This is a genomic window from Desulfovibrio sp. DV (genome assembly GCF_001936595.1).
Lineage (GTDB): Bacteria > Desulfobacterota > Desulfovibrionia > Desulfovibrionales > Desulfovibrionaceae > Solidesulfovibrio.
In genome coordinates, this window is record NZ_MLBG01000094.1 from 1 (window position 1) to 18902 (window position 18902).

20 protein-coding genes are annotated in these 18902 nt (G+C 63.2%); 7 read left to right on the top strand and 13 right to left on the bottom strand.

From position 1 onward, the window contains the following. The 6 genes from DVDV_RS16950 to DVDV_RS16975 form a co-directional block, all read right to left on the bottom strand. Window positions 1–715: acyltransferase family protein (locus tag DVDV_RS16950; RefSeq protein ID WP_254845426.1), on the bottom strand; the 715-nt coding region annotated here is incomplete at its 3' end. Window positions 716–765: 50 nt separating this feature from the next. Beyond that, window positions 766–1419 (bottom strand): TetR/AcrR family transcriptional regulator, encoded by a 654-nt coding sequence (locus DVDV_RS16955; protein WP_075355809.1) that lies wholly within the window; start codon window positions 1417–1419, stop codon window positions 766–768. A gap of 378 nt (window positions 1420–1797) precedes the next feature. Then, window positions 1798–2562, bottom strand: a complete 765-nt coding sequence (locus tag DVDV_RS16960; RefSeq protein ID WP_075355810.1) for an enoyl-ACP reductase — start codon at window positions 2560–2562, stop codon at window positions 1798–1800. A 42-nt stretch (window positions 2563–2604) separates the two neighbouring features. Continuing rightward, window positions 2605–3243 carry a TetR/AcrR family transcriptional regulator gene (locus tag DVDV_RS16965; protein WP_075355811.1) on the bottom strand — a complete coding sequence of 213 codons (639 nt, stop codon included), beginning with the start codon at window positions 3241–3243 and terminating at the stop codon, window positions 2605–2607. Window positions 3244–3252: 9 nt separating this feature from the next. After that, window positions 3253–3672 carry a MauE/DoxX family redox-associated membrane protein gene (locus DVDV_RS16970; protein ID WP_075355812.1) on the bottom strand — a complete coding sequence of 140 codons (420 nt, stop codon included), beginning with the start codon at window positions 3670–3672 and terminating at the stop codon, window positions 3253–3255. Further along, window positions 3669–4175 carry a rhodanese-like domain-containing protein gene (locus DVDV_RS16975; RefSeq protein WP_075355813.1) on the bottom strand — a complete coding sequence of 169 codons (507 nt, stop codon included), beginning with the start codon at window positions 4173–4175 and terminating at the stop codon, window positions 3669–3671. Before DVDV_RS16975 ends, DVDV_RS16970 begins: the two co-directional genes overlap by 4 nt. A 109-nt stretch (window positions 4176–4284) precedes the next feature. Between DVDV_RS16975 and DVDV_RS16980 the strand changes: the two genes are divergently transcribed. Genes DVDV_RS16980 through DVDV_RS16990 form a run of 3 tightly spaced genes read left to right on the top strand, consistent with a single transcriptional unit; the run spans window position 4285 to window position 6000 of the window. Next, window positions 4285–5121, top strand: a complete 837-nt coding sequence (locus DVDV_RS16980) for a rhodanese-like domain-containing protein (RefSeq protein ID WP_075355814.1) — start codon at window positions 4285–4287, stop codon at window positions 5119–5121. A gap of 15 nt (window positions 5122–5136) precedes the next feature. Beyond that, window positions 5137–5544, top strand: coding sequence for a YccF domain-containing protein (locus DVDV_RS16985; RefSeq protein ID WP_075355815.1), 408 nt, complete (start codon window positions 5137–5139; stop codon window positions 5542–5544). A gap of 15 nt (window positions 5545–5559) precedes the next feature. Continuing rightward, window positions 5560–6000, top strand: coding sequence for a DMT family transporter (locus DVDV_RS16990; protein WP_075355816.1), 441 nt, complete (start codon window positions 5560–5562; stop codon window positions 5998–6000). A gap of 152 nt (window positions 6001–6152) precedes the next feature. Here the strand turns inward: DVDV_RS16990 and DVDV_RS16995 are convergent, their stop codons facing one another. Genes DVDV_RS16995 through DVDV_RS17010 form a run of 4 tightly spaced genes read right to left on the bottom strand, consistent with a single transcriptional unit; the run spans window position 6153 to window position 7753 of the window. Continuing rightward, window positions 6153–6353: a 2-hydroxymuconate tautomerase family protein gene (locus DVDV_RS16995; RefSeq protein ID WP_075355817.1), complete on the bottom strand. Its 201-nt coding sequence runs from the start codon at window positions 6351–6353 to the stop codon at window positions 6153–6155. Between the two features lie 12 nt (window positions 6354–6365). After that, window positions 6366–6965, bottom strand: a complete 600-nt coding sequence (locus DVDV_RS17000; protein ID WP_075355818.1) for an NAD(P)H-dependent oxidoreductase — start codon at window positions 6963–6965, stop codon at window positions 6366–6368. A gap of 1 nt (window position 6966) precedes the next feature. Further along, window positions 6967–7200, bottom strand: coding sequence for a helix-turn-helix transcriptional regulator (locus DVDV_RS17005; RefSeq protein ID WP_075355819.1), 234 nt, complete (start codon window positions 7198–7200; stop codon window positions 6967–6969). 7 nt (window positions 7201–7207) lie between these two features. Further along, a complete protein-coding gene (locus DVDV_RS17010; RefSeq protein ID WP_075355820.1) occupies window positions 7208–7753 on the bottom strand; it encodes a DUF2975 domain-containing protein in 546 nt (181 codons plus the stop codon). Window positions 7754–7994: 241 nt separating this feature from the next. On the opposite strand from DVDV_RS17010, the gene DVDV_RS17015 reads away from it, so the two are divergent. Next, complete coding sequence (locus DVDV_RS17015) at window positions 7995–8876, top strand: GyrI-like domain-containing protein (RefSeq protein WP_075355821.1); 882 nt, start codon at window positions 7995–7997, stop codon at window positions 8874–8876. Window positions 8877–9062: 186 nt separating this feature from the next. Here the strand turns inward: DVDV_RS17015 and DVDV_RS17020 are convergent, their stop codons facing one another. Continuing rightward, the gene (locus tag DVDV_RS17020) at window positions 9063–10088 is read right to left on the bottom strand and encodes a metal-dependent hydrolase (protein WP_075355822.1); all 1026 of its coding nucleotides are present in this window, start codon (window positions 10086–10088) and stop codon (window positions 9063–9065) included. Window positions 10089–10226: 138 nt separating this feature from the next. On the opposite strand from DVDV_RS17020, the gene DVDV_RS17025 reads away from it, so the two are divergent. From DVDV_RS17025 to DVDV_RS17035, 3 genes are all read left to right on the top strand, one after another. Continuing rightward, window positions 10227–11702, top strand: a complete 1476-nt coding sequence (locus tag DVDV_RS17025; RefSeq protein WP_075355823.1) for a 30S ribosomal protein S1 — start codon at window positions 10227–10229, stop codon at window positions 11700–11702. 159 nt (window positions 11703–11861) lie between these two features. Further along, window positions 11862–13547 carry an energy-dependent translational throttle protein EttA gene (gene ettA, locus DVDV_RS17030; RefSeq protein ID WP_075355824.1) on the top strand — a complete coding sequence of 562 codons (1686 nt, stop codon included), beginning with the start codon at window positions 11862–11864 and terminating at the stop codon, window positions 13545–13547. Window positions 13548–13955: 408 nt separating this feature from the next. Beyond that, window positions 13956–15719 carry a methyl-accepting chemotaxis protein gene (locus DVDV_RS17035; RefSeq protein WP_083634813.1) on the top strand — a complete coding sequence of 588 codons (1764 nt, stop codon included), beginning with the start codon at window positions 13956–13958 and terminating at the stop codon, window positions 15717–15719. A 205-nt stretch (window positions 15720–15924) separates the two neighbouring features. Here the strand turns inward: DVDV_RS17035 and DVDV_RS17040 are convergent, their stop codons facing one another. Both DVDV_RS17040 and argH read right to left on the bottom strand, forming a co-directional pair. Beyond that, window positions 15925–17484 carry a sigma 54-interacting transcriptional regulator gene (locus DVDV_RS17040; RefSeq protein WP_075355826.1) on the bottom strand — a complete coding sequence of 520 codons (1560 nt, stop codon included), beginning with the start codon at window positions 17482–17484 and terminating at the stop codon, window positions 15925–15927. After that, complete coding sequence (gene argH, locus DVDV_RS17045) at window positions 17466–18848, bottom strand: argininosuccinate lyase (protein ID WP_075355827.1); 1383 nt, start codon at window positions 18846–18848, stop codon at window positions 17466–17468. Before argH ends, DVDV_RS17040 begins: the two co-directional genes overlap by 19 nt. Window positions 18849–18902 lie beyond the last annotated feature (54 nt).

Below are 18902 nucleotides of genomic sequence, written 5' to 3' on the forward strand. Positions count from 1 at the left end.
CCACGAGCCAGCCGTGTTTCCAGGCAAAAAGGCCAAGCAGGAAAAAGCCGATGTACTGGGGAACGCGGGCAGGTTGCAAGGCCAGAAAAGGCCCCAGCCTCACCCAATCCGCGTCCGACCAAAAAAGCTGGCCGAGCCCGGCAATCAAACCGACCACGAGGGCCAGGACACCAAAGCGGCCCCATCCCGCCCCGCTCCCCAAGGCTTTCCGGGCCAACCCCGGTCCGGCAACACATCGGACTGCACCCAGCGCCAGACAGAAAAGAAACAGCAAGGCCAAAAACCACAAGTGGTACGGCCAGATCAGGTCCCTGGCCGCCGCCGGGGCCTTGGCCCCGGAAAAATACAGAACGCGCCAATCGGCAAGGGACGGCAAAAGCGCCAGCCAGTGCGCGAAAAATCCGGCTGTCCCGCCTTTGTCCAGATAATCAATATAGGCAATGACCGGACAATAGAGCAGTGTGAGGCCGACTAGCGGCACAAGCAGCCGCCAGACCTTGCCGGCCACAAAACCGGCCACGCCGCGTCTGGCAAGGGATGGCAGGGCGACGTACCCGGACACGAAAAAAAGCAGCGGCATGGGGAAGCCGTCGACAATGGACAGCACGATGTCCATAAGCCGGCTTTTGGCTGGATCGCTTACATACCACCAGGGGACAACGGTACAATAGGCGATGCCGGCATGGAGGGCCACCACGGCCAGTACGCTGGCCATCCGCAGGCCATCCAGAGCCGCAATGCGTCTGAATAGGGCTGTTTGTGTCTTCATAACCGACCTTCGGCCAGAGCCAGGCGAACCGCAGCCAATCCGGCCAGGGAAAACCGGCAGCAATGCTCGGCCAACTCGCTCCAGTGTTCCGTCATGGGGGGATGTGCAGGCAGGATGCGCCGCCATGTCGGCCACAAAAGCGCCTGATACAGGGCCGGACCGAGGACGCTGGACAGACAGGCCACCAGGACCGGCGTCGGGGCGTCCCGGCCGAGCAGCTCGGCCATGAGTTCCAGCACGGCCAAAGTTTGCGGCCGGCTGTGGCGCTCCACCATATCACCGAGAAACGGCGACGGATTGGCCAGCTCCATGGCCAGCAGACGCAAAAAGGCGTCGCTGGCCTCGCCGTGGGCAAAAAGGGTCTGGCAATAGACTTCAAGCAAGAGCCGCAACCGGTCCTCGGCCGAAGTTGCAGCGCCCTCCCCCAGACGCTGGCGCAACTGGCGGTCGCCTTCGGTAAACAGCACCTCCAGCACGGCCTGATACAGCTTGTCCTTACCGCCGTAATAATACTGTACGGCATTGAGGTTGGCCCCGCCGGCCGCTTGACAGATGTCGCGAACCGTTGCGCCCTTGTAGCCCTTGGCGGCAAAGGTTCGCAGCGCCGCCCAGAACAGCCGTTCCCTGACCCCGCCTGATTCATCGGCCATAGCGCCTCCTAAACAATCGTATTAAACATTTGTTTACAAGTGGTGCCAGCAATCCCCGCCAACGTCAAGCCCGGCCAATGGTGGACGGACTCTTCTGCAAACATGGTGGATAGGTCGGGCCACTTGTTCGGCTGACTCGGTGTTACGATTTGATCATGTCTACACGATTGTTTCCGACGGTCTTGGCGCGGAAACTGGCCGAGGTTTGGCTAGCAGCGAGCTGGTCAGGATCAACTGAGGCAAGTCAAACCACCCACGGCCAGGACCAGGCGGCGAGCTTTTGGATTCAGGCAACTGCCGTGCGTAATCTTTCGGCACACCATAAAAAAGGCCGGATCACTCCGGCCTTTTGGCGTTTTGATGGCTGGCAGGGCGCGGTCAGACGCCCATGATGTTGTAGCCGGAATCGACGAAGATCACTTCGCCGGTGGTGCCCGACGACAGATCGGACGCCAGGTACAGGGCGCAGCGGCCGATATCGTCCAGGGTGATGTTGCGCCCAAGCGGCGACCGGTTCTCGATGGTCTCCAAAATGGTGCGGAAACCATGGATGGCCGAGGCGGCCATGGTCTTGACCGGGCCGGCGCTGATGGCGTTGATGCGCACGCCGCGCTTGCCCAGATCCACGGCCAGATAACGCACGCTGGCCTCCAGGGCGGACTTGGCCACACCCATGGCGTTGTAGTTGGCGACCACCCGCCCGGCTCCGTAGTAACTGAGCGTCATCACCGACGCCCCAGGGGATAAAAGCGGCTCAAAAGCCCGACACAAGGCCACCAGTGAATAGGCCGACACGTCCAGGGCGATGCGGAACCCCTCGCGGCTGGTGTCGATGAACCGGCCGGTCAGATCCTCACGATTGGCATAGGCGATGGAATGGACCAGACAGTCCACGCTCCCCCACCGGTCCTGGACGACGCCGGCAGCGGCGGCGATTTCCTCGTCGCTGGAGACATTGCACTGAAAGATGAAATCGGCCCCAAGCGAGGCGGCAATGGGTTCGATACGTTTGCGGATGGGTTCGGCCGCGTAGCCCAGGGCCAGTTTCGCCCCCTGCTCGCTCAGTGATTTGGCAATGCCGTAAGCGATGCTGCGTTCATTGACCACGCCAAAGACCACAGCCTTTCTATCCTGCATCAACATGGGGGAGCCTCCTTGCCGGCCCGGACGGCCGGTCCATGGCATTTACGGACGGACTTCGGCCTCGCGCAGGATGCCGGACAGGAGCAGGTCCAGCACCCGGTCCACGCGTTCGCGGTCGGTGTCGTCATACAGATTGAGCCCGCCAAACACCCCGCTTTGCCGGGAGCGAACCGAAAGGAAGATGCCCGCGCCGCCAAGCACGGCCACCACTGCCGTCAGATCCAGGCTCTCGGGCACCTCGCCGGTGACGGTTTCGAAAAATTCCAGGGCCGCGCGCACGCGGGGGTATTCGAGCAGGCGGGTGTAACGGTTGCGGGTCATGAGTTCCCAGGCCAGGATATCCAGGGTGCGCGGCCGGGCGAGCAGGCCCCGGATGGTGGCCTTGAAAAAGTGGGCCAGTTGCGCCCGGGGCGGCATGGAAGCAAACCGGTCGGCCACTTCTTCACGCAGTTCGGCAACCGTCGGCCAGAACGCGGCAGACTGGCCAAAGGCCGTGACGATATCGTCGAGATCCTGGAAATGGCGTAGCAGGACAGCCCGCTCCAGTCCGGCCGCCTTGGCCACGACGTCGAGCGACAGGCCGTCAAAGCCCTGGCGGGCCAGCAGATCGCCCAGGGACTCCAGTATCCGTTGCCGCACGGTGCGCGGCTTGCCGATGGGTATGACTTTGACCCCGGACATGGGGAACCCTTAGGTGCGCCGCGCCCGGACAAAGGCATCCACGGCGACAAGCAGGGACAGGGCCATAATCGACCCGTCCCGGATAAATGTGGCCGTGGAGATGGTATCTTCGGCCTTGGTGGTGAAACAGCCGCACTGGGTGGCAATGCCCTTGTGCTGCGCCCAGGCCATGGCCGCCAGGAACACGGCCATCATGAGGCAGCCGGACAGGGCCGCGCCCCGGGCCACGAAGCCGGTCAGCAGGCACATCCCCACCACCACCTCGATCCAGGGCAGGGTCAGGGCCACGCCGGCAACCGCCATGTCGGGCAGAATCTGGTAATTGCGAATGATCTTGGCAAAGGCCATGGGATCGACGATCTTGTCCCAGGCGGCTGCCAGAAAAATGAGGCCCAGAGCCATGCGGGCCAGGATGCCAAGCACTCTCATGCGCCGCCCTCCGTGGGTCCGCCAACGGCCAGCCAGCCTTCAAAGCCCTCCCGCATGACCGTCACATACAAAAAGCCGGCCGTGCGCATGGCTTCGGCCAGTTCCTTGCTTTTGTCGCACAGCAGATTGCCGCAATAGACCACGAGCCGATCCTCGGACGTAAGCCCAAGGGACTTGGCCGCCGCGTCCAGGTCGCCGTACATGGCTTCCTGGGGCAGGTTCTTGGCCCCGGCCACCCGATGCATGGAAAATTCCTCAGCCGTGCGGGCATCCACGAAAACCACCCCGGGCTTGCCGAGCATGGTCAGGGCCGCGTGGGGCTCAATGCTTTCAAGCCCGCGCCGCAACGCATCCCGCTTGTCCAGGGCGGCAAAATCCACCACCCAGGGCACCGGTTCGGCCCGGGCCATGTTCATGGCCACGGACAAGCCTGCACCCAAGAGGAGGATGACCGCCAACTCCAGCCACAGCGGCGTTTGCCACCGCGTCGCAACCTGCCCCATACGTTCCCGCCTTGACAAGATTTCCCGCCCACGAGCATATGCTTGGGGCGCACGGCCCTAGCTATCCTACCCGCCGGCCAATACGCAACCCGTAACCCCGGAGACGTTTATGTCCCACGACGCCAAAGAGGCTCCCATTGAAAACGCCTCGGCCGAGTCCGTCCGGGCTCTGCTCGACGCGTCGCGACCGGGGGAGCTGACCCTGCTCGATGTCCGCATGGAGCCGGAGTATGAGGAGTTCCACCTGCCCGGAGCAACTCTTGTGCCCTTGCCCGAGCTGCCGGACCGTTTGGGGGAAATCGACAAGACCAGACCTGTTGTGGTCTACTGCCGGGGCGGGATGCGCAGCGCTGCCGCCGCCCGTCTCCTGGCCACAGCCGGGTTTCCCCGCATCGTCAACATGCTCGGCGGGGCCATGGCCTGGCAGGGCGCGGCCGCAACCGGAACGCCGGATGCCGGCCTGACGCTTCTTCGAGGCGATGAAACCCCGCGCCAGATCCTGTTGGCGGCCCTGGGTATGGAAGCGGCCCTGGGCGCGTTTTACGAAAAACTGGCCGCAGCCGCCAACGACGGCGAGACACGCAGCACGTTTGACCGGCTGGCCGGTTTTGAGGCCCGCCATCTGCACCATGTCCACAGCCTCTATGACAAGGAAACCGGCGAGAGGACCGATCTTTCCGCCCTGCTTGCCGACGCCGCTCCCGAACTGGAAGGCGGCCTGCCCGGCAGCGCCTTTCTCCAGCAACTCGGCGGCGACCCGGCCTCACCCGACGAAGCCCTGGAACTGGCCGCATCCGTGGAAGCCCAAGCCCTGGACCTCTATGCCCGGTTGGCCGAACGCACAGCCGATGCGGACTCGAAGACCCTCTACACCACCCTGGCCCAGGAGGAAAAAGCCCACCTGCGCGCCGTGGCAACGCTCCTCTCCCGCCTCTCCAACAACTGATTCAAGGAGTCTTCAATGGAACCGGTCAATTTTCTCATGAACATCCTGTGGCTTATCCTCGGCGGTTTCTGGATGGCCATCGGCTGGTATCTGGCCGGAGTGGTCATGGCCATCACCATCATCGGCCTGCCCTGGGCCAGGGCCTGCTTTGTCCTTGGCAATCTGTCCATGTGGCCGTTTGGCAAGGAAGTCGTGGACCGCCGCGACGTGTCCGGCCACGATCTCGGCACCGGCACCTTGGGCTTTATCGGCAACGTCATCTGGTTCGTGCTGGCCGGAGTGTGGCTGGCCATCGGCCATCTGCTGGCTGCCGTGGCCAACTTCGTGACCATCATCGGCATTCCCTTTGCCCTGCAACATCTCAAATTGGCCGGACTGGCCCTGGCCCCCATCGGCAAGACCGTCATCGACAAACGCTACTAAAGCTCCGGGACGCCCATGCAGTATATCCTCCTGGCCCTGGCCCTGACCGCCGGCATGTTCATGCCTGTCCAGGCCGGCATCAATTCCAGGCTGGCCGGCATGGTGGACGGGGCGCTCCCGGCCGCCTTCGTGTCGTTTCTGGTCGGCACCCTGGCCCTGGCCGCCATTTTGGCCGTCACGGGCCAGGGCGTGCCCTTTGCCGCAGCGCTTAAAGCCTCACCCTGGTGGTACTGGGTCGGCGGCACCATGGGGGCCTTTTTCGTCACGGCGACCGTGATCCTGGCTCCACGCATCGGTGGCGGGGCCATGATCGCCCTGACCCTGGCCGGCCAGGTGGCGGCTTCCATGGCGCTCGACCACTTCGGCCTGCTCGGCTTTCCGCACATCGCTTTTGACGGCAAGCGTCTGGCCGGCTCCATCCTGCTTTTGGCCGGCGTCTACCTCATCCGTTATTAAGGAAATCCGGCACTTTCACCCATCTCCCATCCACCCGACCGTCCTTCCGTCCCCACCGTTGGGGGGTCCGGGGGCTTCAAGCCCCCGGCGGGGCGTGGGGCAGCGCCCCACTCTTGTCTCGTATCGTCTTTGCTCTTCCCTCCCCCTCACTTTCACCCCCGCGTCCGGCGCACGGTGACGGATTCGCCGCCGATGCCCCAGTTGTCGCAGTCCACTTCGTCGATGATGACGACGGTGGTCTGGGGGTTCTTGCCCATGACGTCGCGCAGCAGGTTGGTGACGCCTTCAATGAGTTTCGCTTTCTGTTCGGCGGTGGCTCCGTCGCGGGTGATCTTGATGTTGACAAACGGCATGGGGTGCTCCTTTCAAGCGGCCGGGCCGAAGGTTTGGGCGACCAGGGTTGTCGCTTCATGCAGCCAGTCCCGGCGCAGGTCCGGGGTGCTGGTGACAATGGTTTCAAACATGCGGCGGCGCACGTCCGACACGCCACACAGGTCAAAGATGCAGTCCTTCCAGATACGCTGCAGAGGATCGCCGAAAACGCGCGTCTCGCGTGCGGCGGCGGTGTTGGAGGTGTTGAGGATGACGGCGGCCTTGGCGGCGAGCAGTCCGCGCGGCACGCCTTCGCCGCCGTCGCCGGAGGTGAACTCGTAGGCCACGCCCGGACGCAGCACCCGGTCCACCCAGCCGGCCAGCACGGCCGGCGGCATCCCCCACCAGTTGGGATGGACAATAACAAAGCCCTGGGCGGCGGCGGCCTCGTCGCAGTGCCGGGCCAGGGATGGGTCCAGGCGCGCGTTGCGGCCGAGTTCTTCTGCCGGCAACAGGGGATTAAAGCCTTCGCCGTAGAGATCGTGGAAGTGCACGTGCCAGCCAAGGCCGGCCAGGGCGTCGCAGGCAGCCCTGGCCAGGGCATGGTTGAAGCTTGCGGGGTCTGGATGGGCCAGGATGACGCTTATGGCCACGTCAACCTCCTTGGGTTGCCGGCGCTTCACCGTCCGGGCGATATTCCAGGATATCGCCCGGCTGGCAGGCCAGGAAGGTGCAAATGGCTTCCAGGGTGGAGAAGCGGATGGCCTTGGCCTTGCCGGTTTTGAGGATGGACAGGTTCTGGGCGGTGATACCGACCGCCTCGGCCAGCTCTTTGGAGCTGACCTTGCGCCGGGCCAACATGATGTCGAGATTGACAATGATCGCCATGGCCGGCCTATACCGTCAGGGCCGCGTCTTCGTCCAGGCGTCTGGCCTCGTCCATGACCCGGGCGATGACCAGGGCGAGGATCGCCAGGAAGACGAGCTCCGCCTCAGTTGTCCCGACGCCCAGGCTGATCATGTGGCGGCCCGGCGGATTGGCAGCCGTGACGGCCAGGGAGAAAAGCGGCGTAAAAAGGACCGAACATACGGCCCAGGCGAAAAGTGCCCGGGCGACGCTGCGAAAGGCCAGCACGTTGGCCAGGGAAAAGATGCTCCCCTCCTTGTAGAGGGCGAAAAGCCGCCGCAGGCGCAAAAGGACGACTATAAGCGCCGTGCCCGGAACCATGGCGGCCACAAAGCACAGCAGGCGCACCCAGCCCGGCAACTCCGGGCTGGCGGCCAGGGCCGCGGCCTGCCGGGTCATGTCGTCGGGCAGGTTGTTAAAGAAGGCCCAGTACAGGGCGGCCAGCGGCACGACGGCCAGGGCGGCGGCCAGGCAGGCGGTTTCGAGCAGCCGGCCCTGGCGGCGGATGTTGTCCAGATTGTTCACGGTTTCCATACAATGCTCCGTCATGCGACGTTTTTCACGGCTCGGTTTCGGGTAAGCGCCGGCCGACGTTTCCCCAGGTTGGTCCAAGCGTCCAGACGAGACATTGATAAACGAGCTTTAATTATTGTTCAACGATAATTTTTAGCTGTTTTGCAGACCGAAACATAAAAAAGCATCGGCCGTGGAAAAAGCGAAAAAATATCAGGCAGGGAAGCCGGGAGCGAGGTATCACCCTGGGCACGGAGGACACATGACCACGCAGACGCAAAAGGACTGGGAACGGCGGGTACTCTCCGCCATGCGGGTGATGGAGGCGGGCCTGGACGGGGAATTGCCCTTGGCCGCCATTGCCGCGGCAGCCTATTTCTCACCCTATCACTTCCACCGCGTCTTTGCCGGCATCACCGGCGAAACCGTGGGAGCCTGCCTGCGCCGGCTGCGGCTGGAACGGGCAGCCCAGCGCCTGTGCTACAGCGACCAGCCCGTGACCAATGTGGCTCTGGAAGCTGGGTTTGACGCCCCCGAAGCCTTTGGCCGGGCCTTTCGCAGCGCCTATTCGATGACGCCGACGGTCTGGCGGCGCGTCTGCCGGGAACGCAAAGGTCCGCCAGTTATCGTACAACGCCCACCCATCATTCAAGAGGAGTTCATGACCATGGAACTGACCGTAACGATCAAAAAATTGCCGCCTATCAAGGTGGCCTGCGTGCGCCATGTCGGCCCCTACGACCAGTGCGAGGCGGCCTGGGGAACGTTGTGCGCCCTGGCCGGGCCGCTTGGCCTGTTCGGGCCGACGACGCAGTTTATCGGTATCGGCCACGACTGCCCGCAGATCACGCCGCCGGAGAAAATTCGCTACGACGCCTGCCTGACCGTGCCCGAGAGCTTTGCCGGCACACCGGACCTGCCGGTGGCGGTCATCGGCGACCGGGAATACGCCAGCGCCGTGGTCAAAGGACCGTACACGAGGCTGGGCCCGGCCTATGCCTGGCTGGCCGGGGTCTGGGGACCGCAGTCGGGCCGGCAATTCACTGCCGAGCCAAGCCTGGAAATATATCTCAACGATCCCAAGACCACGCCGCCCGAAGAGTACCTGACGGAAATCCTCCTCGCCCTGGCCCCGGCCGGCTAGGACATGACGGGGGAAGCCTCCGGCGGCCAAAGGGCAGTGCCCTTTGGAAACCCTCCAGGATTCCAGTCGATTTAATGGCAGGATAGTTCTGGCCGGGCCAGTGGGTCAGCCCCAAAATGAAACCGGCCCGGGATGCGCCAATGTGCATCCCGGGCCGGTTTTGTGCGGTTGCCAAGGCGGGCGGGCTCAGCCGCCCCCGACTGCGGCCGTGGTGATGCCCGTATTGGGCAGGATCATCTCGCCCTTGCCCATCTGGGAAAAAACCGCCTGGGTCAGCCGGCCGGCCGAATCGAGGTAGGCGGTCAGGGTGAAGGGGACCATGGGCCCGCGCACCCTGGTCACCAGGGGGTTGACAGCCATGAACCGCAGGTCGTTATAGGCAACGATCGTACCTTCCGGGGTGGCGGTGGCGGATCTGACCGGAAAATCCGTGAACCAGACATACTGGGAAAAGACCGGGGCCGTGCGGCCCAGGGCGTCAAGCTCCTCGCGCCCGGCCCGTTCGAAACGCCGCTCGGGGAGAAGCGTATCCGGCGCGGCAAGGCTCAGGCCCGTCAGCACATAGTTGTCCCCCTCCTCGGCGATGATCTTCCACCACAGCGGCGAAAAGGCATCGGGCTGGGCAATAACGCTGGTTGGCTGCTGTCCCGCGGCCACCAGCAGGGTACGGGCATGGGCGGCCACGGCCTTGCCCACGCCAAAGCCCAGGGCCGGCCAGGCGAGCATCACGGCCAAACCGGCCACGGCCAGCTTCTTGCGGGCCGCCGGGCGAAACGATGCGGCCACAGCCAGGGCGATCATGGCCAGGGTGTAGATCGGATCAATGATGAACACCGAGGGGACCGACACCCGGACATCGGAAAACGGCAGGAATATCCCCGTGCCATAGGAAGTGATGCAGTCGAGAAACAGATGGGACAGCACGCCAAAATAAAAAAGAATAAAGAGTTTGGAGGTTTTTGCGCCGCCGCAAAACCGGGTTGCGACGATGGCCAGAAGCCAGGCCAGAAGTGCTCCGCCAAGCAGCGAATGGGTGTAGCCGCGATGATGGCGCATGTACGCTTCTGCGCCAAAAAACGTAACGATATTATCGACATCAGGCATCCATGCGGCCAGAGCGGACAAGGGGACAAGGGCCTTGGTCTCCGGGAAACGGTCCCGGGCTGCCTGGCCGATAAGCACCCCTGCAACGACGTGTGTGACTGGGTCCATGTGACGACTTCCTTGCACTTGGGAGACGGATTTGTGGAGGATAGGGCTTTTTTCGCATTTGACAAGGATAGCCGCTGCGCTACATTGCCCCCCGGCGCTTTCGCGCCAAAAAATCACCCCCATCTTTTCGGAGCGATCATGGCAGACCATTCGCCGGACACCAAGGAAATGCCGGCCGAGGGCGAATTCGCCGCACTCATGGAGGCCTCTTTGGCCGAACGCGGCGGCGAAATCCACGTTGGAGACCGCATCACCGGACCCGTCATCGCGGTTACCGAGACCACTCTTGTGGTGGACACCGGCACCAAGCTCGATGGCGTAGCCGATAAAGCCGAGTTTCTCGACGAAACCGGACAGCTCACCGTGAGCGAAGGCGACGAGGTCACCCTCTATGTCGTCTCTGTGCGCGGCGACGAAGTGGCCCTGTCCAAGGCGCTCACCGGCCAAGGCGGCGCAGAAGCCCTGCGGGAGGCCTTCGAGAACGGCATCCCGGTCGAGGGCAAAGTGGTCGCCTCGCGCAAGGGCGGATTCGACGTGGAAATCGTCCACCGTCGGGCCTTTTGTCCGGTCAGCCAGATCGATCTGGCCTTTACCGACAATCCTGAAGCCCATGTGGGCCAAACGTACCAATTCGCCATCATCACCTTTGAGCGTGACGGCAAAAACATCGTCGTGTCCCGGCGCAAACTGCTGGAACAGGAACGCATCGAGTCCGAACTGCGCTTCCTGGAGACGGTCGCCCCCGGCGACGTCGTCCCGGCCGTTGTCAGCCGCATTGTCGCCTTCGGCGCCTTTGCCGAAGTGGCTCCGGGCCTTGAGGGACTCATCCACCTCTCCGAGCTGTCCTGGTCCCGGGCCGAGAAGGCCGAGGACGCAGTGGCCATCGGCGAGGCCGTGACCGTCAAGGTGCTGGCCTTTGACCGCGACAAGAAGGGCCGTCCCCGCATCTCGCTGTCCATCAAGCAGGCCGGGGCCGATCCCTGGGACAGCGTTGACGGACAGTTCACGGTTGGCGACAAGGTCGAGGGCAAGGTGGTTCGGCTGGCTGATTTCGGCGCGTTCGTCGAAATCGCCCCGGGCATCGAGGGCCTCATCCACGTGAGCGAAATGAGCCACGTGCGCCGCATCGCCAAGCCCTCGGACGTGGTTTCGCCGGGCGACGTCGTCACCGTGTCGGTCAAAGACATCGACCTGGGCAAACGCCGCATTGCGCTGTCCCTCAAGGAAGCCTCGGGCGACCCCTGGCTGGCCGTGGCCGAGACCTTCCCCATCGGCTCGACCGTCTCCGGCATCGTGGAGAACCGCCAGCAGTTCGGCATCTTCGTCAATCTGGCCCCTGGCGTCACCGGGCTTTTGCCGGCTTCCAAGCTGCGCGACGCCCTGGAACCCGGGACCTATGAGAAGCTCAAGATCGGCGACACGGCCTCGGTCGTGGTGTCCGAGATCGATACCGAGAAGCGCAAGATGACCCTCTCGCCGGTTGGCGGCCAGAAGGAAAAAGAGAACGACGACTGGAAGCGCTTCGTCAAAAAGGAAAAGGCGGCAGCACCGAGCGGCGGCCTGAATCTCTTGGGCGACATGCTCCAGGAAGCCATGGCTAAGAAGAAAAAGTAAGCCTTTCCCTGTGCTTGGATAATCCGGGCACTGTTGCGGCGGCCCTCTCCCCGACCATTTGGCCGGGGCGTGGGCCGCTTGCGTTGTGGTCGGTTCTTTTGCAATACACCCTCTATACGACGCCGTCCCCCGGACGGACGACGCCCCTCAGGAGGTTTCATGGCTGCCGAGCCGAATAAAATCATTTACTCAATGATCCGCGTCAGCAAGTTCCACGATAAAAAGCCCATCATCAAGGACATTTCCCTGTCCTATTTCTACGGAGCCAAGATCGGCGTGCTTGGACTGAACGGCTCGGGTAAATCGACGCTGCTCAAAATCCTGGCCGGCGTGGACAAGGATTTCCAGGGCGAGACCGTGCTCACTCCGGGCCACACCATCGGCTACCTGGAGCAGGACCCGCTGGTGGACGTCACCAAGACCGTGCGCGAAGTGGTCGAGGAAGGCGTGGCCGAGACGGTTGCCCTGCTCAAGGAATTTGAAGACATAAACGCCGCCTTTGCCGAGCCCATGGACGACGACGCCATGAATGCGCTGATCGAACGCCAGGGCGAGGTCCAGGAAAAGCTCGACGCCTGCGACGCCTGGGATCTCGACAGCCGCCTCGATCAGGCCATGGACGCCCTGCGCTGCCCGCCGGCGGACACGCCGTGCAACGTCCTGTCGGGTGGTGAGCGCCGCCGGGTGGCCCTGTGCCGCCTCTTCCTGCAAAAGCCCGACATCATGCTCCTTGACGAACCCACCAACCACCTCGACGCCGAGTCCGTGGCCTGGATGGAACATTTTCTCCACAGCTACCCGGGCACCGTCATCGCCGTCACCCACGACCGCTACTTCCTGGACAACGTGGCCGGCTGGATTCTTGAGCTCGACCGGGGTCGGGGCATCCCCTGGAAGGGCAACTACACCTCGTGGCTGGAGCAGAAGCAGGAGCGTCTGCGCCAGGAAGAGAAATCCGAGAGCGAACGGTCCAAGACCCTGGCCCGGGAACTGGAGTGGGTGCGCATGTCGCCGCACGGCCGCCACGCCAAGTCCAAGGCCCGCATCGCCGCCTATGAGTCGCTGGCTTCCCAGGAAGGCGAACGCATGGCCAAGGACCTGGAAATCTACATTCCGCCCGGACAGCGCCTGGGCAAGAACGTCATTGAGGCCGTTGGCGTGGCCAAGGGCTTTGACGACCGGCTGCTGTTTGAAAATCTGACCTTCACCGTGCCGCGCGGCGCCATTGTCGGCATCATCGGCCCCAACGGCGCGGGCAAGACGACCATGTTCCGGCTGATCACCGGCCAGGAAACGCCCGACGTCGGCACGTTCAGCCTGGGCGAAACCGTCCAGCTGGCCCACGTCGACCAGAGCCGCGAGGCTCTTGATCCGGAAAAGACTGTGTTCGAGGTGGTGGGCGAAGGCTACGACACCATTCGCCTGGGCACCAAAGACGTCAACGCCCGGGCTTATGTGGCCCGGTTCAACTTCACCGGCCAGGATCAACAAAAAAAGGTCAAGGTGCTCTCCGGCGGCGAGAAAAACCGGCTGCATCTGGCCCTGATCCTCAAAAGCGGGGCCAACGTCCTGCTCCTCGATGAACCGACCAACGACCTGGACGTCAACACCCTGCGCGCCCTGGAAGAGGCGCTCCTGGCCTTTGCCGGTTCGGCCCTGGTCATCAGCCATGACCGCTGGTTCCTCGACCGCGTGGCCACCCACATCCTGGCCTTTGAGGGTGAAAGCCAGGCCGTTTTCTTTGACGGCAACTTCACCGAGTACGAGGCCGACCGCAAAGCCCGCCTGGGCGCTGCCGCCGATATTCCCCACCGCATCAAGTACCGCCAGTTCAGCCGGGCCTAACTGCCCGCGGCTTTCCCGGCCTCAAGCCGTCCGTCCTACCGGGACGGACGGCTTTTTTGATTCCCGCCATTCCCTGGCTGCGGCGCTCGTGCCATCTCTCACATAGTGCGCGACGCAGGCTGGTCCCCAGGCCGACAATGCCCGTTTCTGACGGAATGTCACCGCGTAACGAAGCAACGCCCCCACCGGACTCTTGTGCTGGAAATCACTTTCGTCGCATCATTGACACACTGCAATGATCTTTTTATTGAATAGATCAATTCGAAATTATTATGAAATTTTCCATCCGTCACTGCGCTTCCCAAACCGGCTTATGCAGCACAGCTCCATGGCTGTTGCTGACCTGTGTCTGCTCGTTTATGCAATCCACCCCACCCCGTACCACTGCCCCATTTCAAGGAGTCGTGCATGTCTCACCCGACCCGTGTTGTTTTCGGGCCGACCCTCGCCGCTTGTCTGGCCGGCCTGGTTGCAGCCAACCTGCTGCTCACCGCCACCCTGGCCCTCCGCCCGTCTCTGCTTGAGGAACATCCCTGGCTCCTGCCGCTTGCAGCGGTCGGTTGGGCTATCCTGGCCGTTATGACCGCCAGCCTGCTGCTGCGTCTGGCTGGACTGGCCCGCATGGCTGCCGCAGCCAAGGAAACCCTCGACGCCCTGGCAGCCGGCAATCTGTTGGCCACAGGCCCGGGAGCCGGGGACCCGGCCTGCGCCCGTATGCGAAATTTCTGCATCACCGACAAAAACGTCGTCAGCACCATCGCCGCCTACTCCCGGGAATTTGAAAACCATTCCCGGACAGCCAGCCAGATGGCTGTAACCTCCAAGGACGATGCCTCAACCATCAATGCCCAGGCGCAACAGTTGGCAACGGACATGGACACCATGGACGAAGCAACCGGAACCACGGCCGAACACATTGCCGGCATCGCTGCAGCAGTGGAACAGATGCGCCAGGCCAGTGACGAAATTGCTTCCAGCATGGACCAGGCCAGCACCGCAGCAGAACGCGCTGCCCAGGCAGCCCGGCGAAACGCCAACGAAATAAGTACTCTAGGGGCCAAGGCCGCGGACGGCGCGGCCGGGCTGCGGCAGGTGGCCACCTCCATCGTCGGGGTGAGCCACAAGGCGTCCGATCTCAAACGCGACATGGCTGCCCTTGGCCGCGACAGCCAGTCCATCGGCGAGGTGCTCGGCGTCATCGCCGACATTGCCGACCAGACCAATCTGCTGGCCTTAAATGCCGCCATTGAGGCCGCCCGGGCCGGTGAATCCGGCCGCGGTTTCGCCGTGGTGGCCGACGAAGTGCGAAAGCTGGCGGAAAAAACCATGACCGCCACCAAGGATGTCGGCACGGCCATCGGTTCCATCCAGGCCATGGCCAAGGTCAATCTGGCGGCCACCGAGCAGGCTGTGGCCGCCATTGAGGACAGCGCCCGGTTGGCTGAGGAACAGATCTCCGGGGCCGAGACGCTCATGCACTCCATGCGCACGGTCAGCAGCGACGTCGGGTCCATTGCCGGCACGGTGGAAGAACTCAAAGACATGATTTTGACCAGCACCAGAGCCACGGATGAGCATTCCCAGGCCACGGCCGCCATTGCCGAAAACCTGTCCAGCGCAGCCCGGACCGCCGAGGCGATGCGCCGCCAGGCCCATCAAAGCCTGACCGCCACCCTGGCCATTTCCGAACGGGCAGCCGGTGTGGCCGCAACCATTGCCGACATGGCGGCAGCCTCCCAGCAGGTCAACTCCTCAGCCCGGGAACTGACCCGCCTCACCGGGCTGCTTACCACCGAGATCAACCAGTTCAGCCTGGGAACGCCGCCCTTTGACATTGCCGCCGTCAAGACTGCCCACCTGGCCTGGCGGGCGCGCCTGGAGTCCATCCTGCTCGGCCATCTCCGCCTCGACCCGTCAGAAGTCGCCGGCCATCACCAGTGCCAGTTTGGGCAGTGGTATGACGGCGACGGCCGCCGCGCTTTTGCCGGACATCCGATCTATGCGGAAGTCGGCCGTTTCCACGAGCAGGTCCATGCCCTGGCCCGACGCGTGGTCCAGTTCGCCGAGCAGGGCAAGGATCGCGAAGCCGCGACAGAGCTGGAGGATTTCGAGGCAGTGCGGGTCAAGCTTTTCGATGCGCTCAACCGTCTGTATCTGGAAAAGACAGCCTGACCGATTCCCGGGCCATGGCCTCGGGCGGCATGGAGCCGCCCCGGACCGCTGCCAGGCCAGGTGCGGCCCCTACATTTTGGCTGCGTCGCAGCCCAAGCCTTGGAAACACCGGACTCCCAAGCCCGCGGCCCGGACCGCACAAACGCCAAAGGCCGTCCGGAGACGGCCTTTGGCGCAATGGGCAAGAATGGGACAGGGGCTGGTCTCAGCGGTTTTTCACCCGCTGCACCGCCACCATGGATTCGAGATTGAACTTTTTGACGCGATAGCCCATCTGCCGGGGGGTTATGCCCAGCTCCCGGGCCGCCTTGTGCTGGATGCCGCCATGGCGGCGCAGGGCGTCGATCACGACCGATTTTTCCAGACTTTTGAGCGAAGGCGCGCCTTCACCGTCCTCGCCCCGATCGGACTCGTACGCATCCTCCCGGCTGGGAATGGTAAGGTATGGTCGGATCAGATCGGCGTCGATGCGCTCGTTTTCCGCCAGGATCACCAGCCGCTCGACCAGATTTTCCATCTCACGCACGTTGCCCGGCCAGTCGTACTCCTTGAGCACGGCCAGGGCTTCGGTGGAAAAGGTGAGCTTGCGGCCGTATTCCTTGGAAACCTTGCTCAGGAAATGGATGATGAGGCTTTGGATGTCTTCCTTGCGCTCCCGCAGGGGCGGGGTTTGCAGCGGGAAGACATTGAGACGGTAATAGAGGTCCGGGCGAAACGCCCCGGTCTCGGCCAGGGTGGCCAGATCCTTGTTGGTGGCGGCCAGAATGCGCACGTCCACCTGCCGGGTCTTGTTGCTGCCCAGGCGCTCGAATTCCTTGTCCTGGAGCACGCGCAAGAGCTTGGCCTGGAGGCCCAGCGGCAACTCGCCAATCTCGTCAAGGAAGATGGTGCCCTTGTTGGCCTCTTCGAACCGGCCGGGCTTGGTCTGGTCCGCGCCGGTGAACGCGCCCTTTTCGTAGCCGAAAAGCTCGGATTCCAGCAGGTTCTCCGGAATAGAAGCGCAGTTGACCTTGATAAACGGGTAGTCCTTGCGTTCGGACAGGTCGTGGATGATGCGGCCGATGAGCGTCTTGCCGGTGCCGGATTCGCCCAGAAGCAGGACCGTGGCCCGGGTCGGGGCGACCTTCTCGATCTGGCGCTGCACGTCCTGCATGGCCAGACTCTTGCCGACGATATAAAGCCCGCGCGATTCCTGGGAGAGTTTGTATTTAAGCGAGACGTTCTCGCGCTTTAAGACCTCGACCTTGGCTTCGTACTTCTGATTGAGGCTCATGAACTGGGCGATGAGCGTGGCCACGACCGTCAAAAAGGCCTCGTCTTCCTCGAAATCGACCTCGTCGCCAAAAAGCCGGTCCACATTGAGCACGCCAAGGGGCTGGCCATGGAGAACAATGGGCACGCCAATAAACGATATCCGGTCGCGTTCGATCTTACGCGACTGGGTCTTGTCCAGAAACAGCGGTTCGTTGCGGATATCCGGCACGACGTAGGGTTTGGCCGTCTGAAAGATGAGGCCGGTGACGCCTTCGTTTAGGCCGTAGACGCCCCGCCGCTTTTCCTCAGGGGTCAGGCCCTGGGAGGCGCTGATGACGAGCTTGCCCGTGGTGCGCTCAACCAAAGTGATGGTGGCCCGTTTCATGGACAAGGTCTCGGCCAGGATACGCAAAATATCCTGGAGGGATTGCTCCAAATCAAGAGCCTTGTCGATGATGCCGCTTATGGCCTGCAGGCAGGAAAGCTGAAGATTTAGGGTCTTTGAAGCCATCGGGAGAGTTCCGCCATCTGGTTGGTCACGGATTGGGGACCGGTGCCGCCGGGTCCATTGCGTCTGGCCACGGCGGTTTCATACCGCAGCGCCTCGAAAACATCCTGGTCTATGGCCGGGGAAAATACACGCAATTGGTCCAGGGTCAATTGCTCAAGCGCAATGCCCAGGGCTTCGGCCTGGGCCACGGCCCGGCCCGTGATATGATGGGCTTCCCGAAAGGGGATACCCTTGGCGGCCAGATAATCGGCCAGCTCGGTGGCGTTTAAAAAACCCTGGGTGAGCGCCTGGCGCATCCGCTCAGGCCGAAAGACCAGCTCGGACAGCATCCCGGCCATGACCCGAAGCGAGGCCCGTACCGTGTCGTCAGCGTCGAAAAACGGTTCCTTGTCTTCCTGGAGATCCCGGTTGTACGTCAGCGGCAGCCCCTTGACCACCGTCAGAAGGCCCATGAGCGAACCGTACACCCGCCCGACCCGCCCGCGCATGAGTTCGGCAGCGTCGGGATTTTTTTTCTGAGGCATGATGCTCGACCCGGTGGCGTAGGCGTCGGGCAGGGAGACATAGCCGAAACGCGGGTTGGCCCACATGATGATCTCTTCGCAAAACCGGCTCAAATGGGCCATGATGACCGAGGCGTCGAAAAGGGCTTCAAGGGCGAAATCCCGGTCGGACACGGCATCCATGCTGTTGCCGAAGGCATGGGAAAAGCCCACGGTCCGGGCCACCATGGCCGGGTCGAGCGGATAGGTGGTGCCGGCCAAGGCTGCCGCGCCCAGGGGCGAGACCCGCACGCGCTTGAGCGCATCTTCGGCCCGTTCGCAGTCGCGCTTAAACATCCAGGCATAGGCCAGAAGATGATGGGCCAGGGAAACGGGTTGGGCCGGCTGAAGATGGGTGCAGCCCGGCAGCAGCGTGTCTGTATGCTCGCCGGCGCGGGCCACGAACACCCCAGCCAACTCACGCAGCAAGCGGGTCCAGACCTCCAGGCTCTCGGCCACGTACAGCCTGAAATCCAGGCAGACCTGGTCGTTTCGGCTGCGCCCGGTGTGCAGCTTGCCGCCAAGCGGTCCGATCAGTTCGGTGAGCCGCTGTTCCACGTTCATGTGGACGTCTTCCAGCTCCACCCGCCAGGGAAAGGCCCCGGACTCGATCTCATCAAGCACCATGTCCAGGCCGGCCACAATGCGCTCGGCTTCCTCGCCGGCGAGCACGCCGCGCTTGGCCAGCATCCTGGCATGGGCCTTGGAGCCGGCAATATCCTGGCGATACATCCTCCGGTCATAGGACACGGATTCGCTGTAGGCCTCCATCAAGGCCCCGGTCCCCTCGCCAAACCGACCGCCCCACATTTTCGTGGACATAGTAATCCCTCCGGGGGTGGGAAGAGAAGAGGAACCGGGGGAGGGAACCCCTTT

Excerpts from the sequence above, each read along its gene's own strand:
- DVDV_RS16955 (WP_075355809.1), bottom strand. The coding sequence starts at position 1,419 with ATGGCCGATGAATCAGGCGGGGTCAGGGAACGGCTGTTCTGGGCGGCG.
- DVDV_RS16960 (WP_075355810.1), bottom strand. The coding sequence starts at position 2,562 with ATGTTGATGCAGGATAGAAAGGCTGTGGTCTTTGGCGTGGTCAATGAA.
- DVDV_RS16965 (WP_075355811.1), bottom strand. The coding sequence starts at position 3,243 with ATGTCCGGGGTCAAAGTCATACCCATCGGCAAGCCGCGCACCGTGCGG.
- DVDV_RS16970 (WP_075355812.1), bottom strand. The coding sequence starts at position 3,672 with ATGAGAGTGCTTGGCATCCTGGCCCGCATGGCTCTGGGCCTCATTTTT.
- DVDV_RS16975 (WP_075355813.1), bottom strand. The coding sequence starts at position 4,175 with ATGGGGCAGGTTGCGACGCGGTGGCAAACGCCGCTGTGGCTGGAGTTG.
- DVDV_RS16980 (WP_075355814.1), top strand. The coding sequence starts at position 4,285 with ATGTCCCACGACGCCAAAGAGGCTCCCATTGAAAACGCCTCGGCCGAG.
- DVDV_RS16985 (WP_075355815.1), top strand. The coding sequence starts at position 5,137 with ATGGAACCGGTCAATTTTCTCATGAACATCCTGTGGCTTATCCTCGGC.
- DVDV_RS16990 (WP_075355816.1), top strand. The coding sequence starts at position 5,560 with ATGCAGTATATCCTCCTGGCCCTGGCCCTGACCGCCGGCATGTTCATG.
- DVDV_RS16995 (WP_075355817.1), bottom strand. The coding sequence starts at position 6,353 with ATGCCGTTTGTCAACATCAAGATCACCCGCGACGGAGCCACCGCCGAA.
- DVDV_RS17005 (WP_075355819.1), bottom strand. The coding sequence starts at position 7,200 with ATGGCGATCATTGTCAATCTCGACATCATGTTGGCCCGGCGCAAGGTC.
- DVDV_RS17010 (WP_075355820.1), bottom strand. The coding sequence starts at position 7,753 with ATGGAAACCGTGAACAATCTGGACAACATCCGCCGCCAGGGCCGGCTG.
- DVDV_RS17015 (WP_075355821.1), top strand. The coding sequence starts at position 7,995 with ATGACCACGCAGACGCAAAAGGACTGGGAACGGCGGGTACTCTCCGCC.
- DVDV_RS17020 (WP_075355822.1), bottom strand. The coding sequence starts at position 10,088 with ATGGACCCAGTCACACACGTCGTTGCAGGGGTGCTTATCGGCCAGGCA.
- DVDV_RS17025 (WP_075355823.1), top strand. The coding sequence starts at position 10,227 with ATGGCAGACCATTCGCCGGACACCAAGGAAATGCCGGCCGAGGGCGAA.
- ettA (WP_075355824.1), top strand. The coding sequence starts at position 11,862 with ATGGCTGCCGAGCCGAATAAAATCATTTACTCAATGATCCGCGTCAGC.
- DVDV_RS17035 (WP_083634813.1), top strand. The coding sequence starts at position 13,956 with ATGTCTCACCCGACCCGTGTTGTTTTCGGGCCGACCCTCGCCGCTTGT.
- DVDV_RS17040 (WP_075355826.1), bottom strand. The coding sequence starts at position 17,484 with ATGGCTTCAAAGACCCTAAATCTTCAGCTTTCCTGCCTGCAGGCCATA.
- argH (WP_075355827.1), bottom strand. The coding sequence starts at position 18,848 with ATGTCCACGAAAATGTGGGGCGGTCGGTTTGGCGAGGGGACCGGGGCC.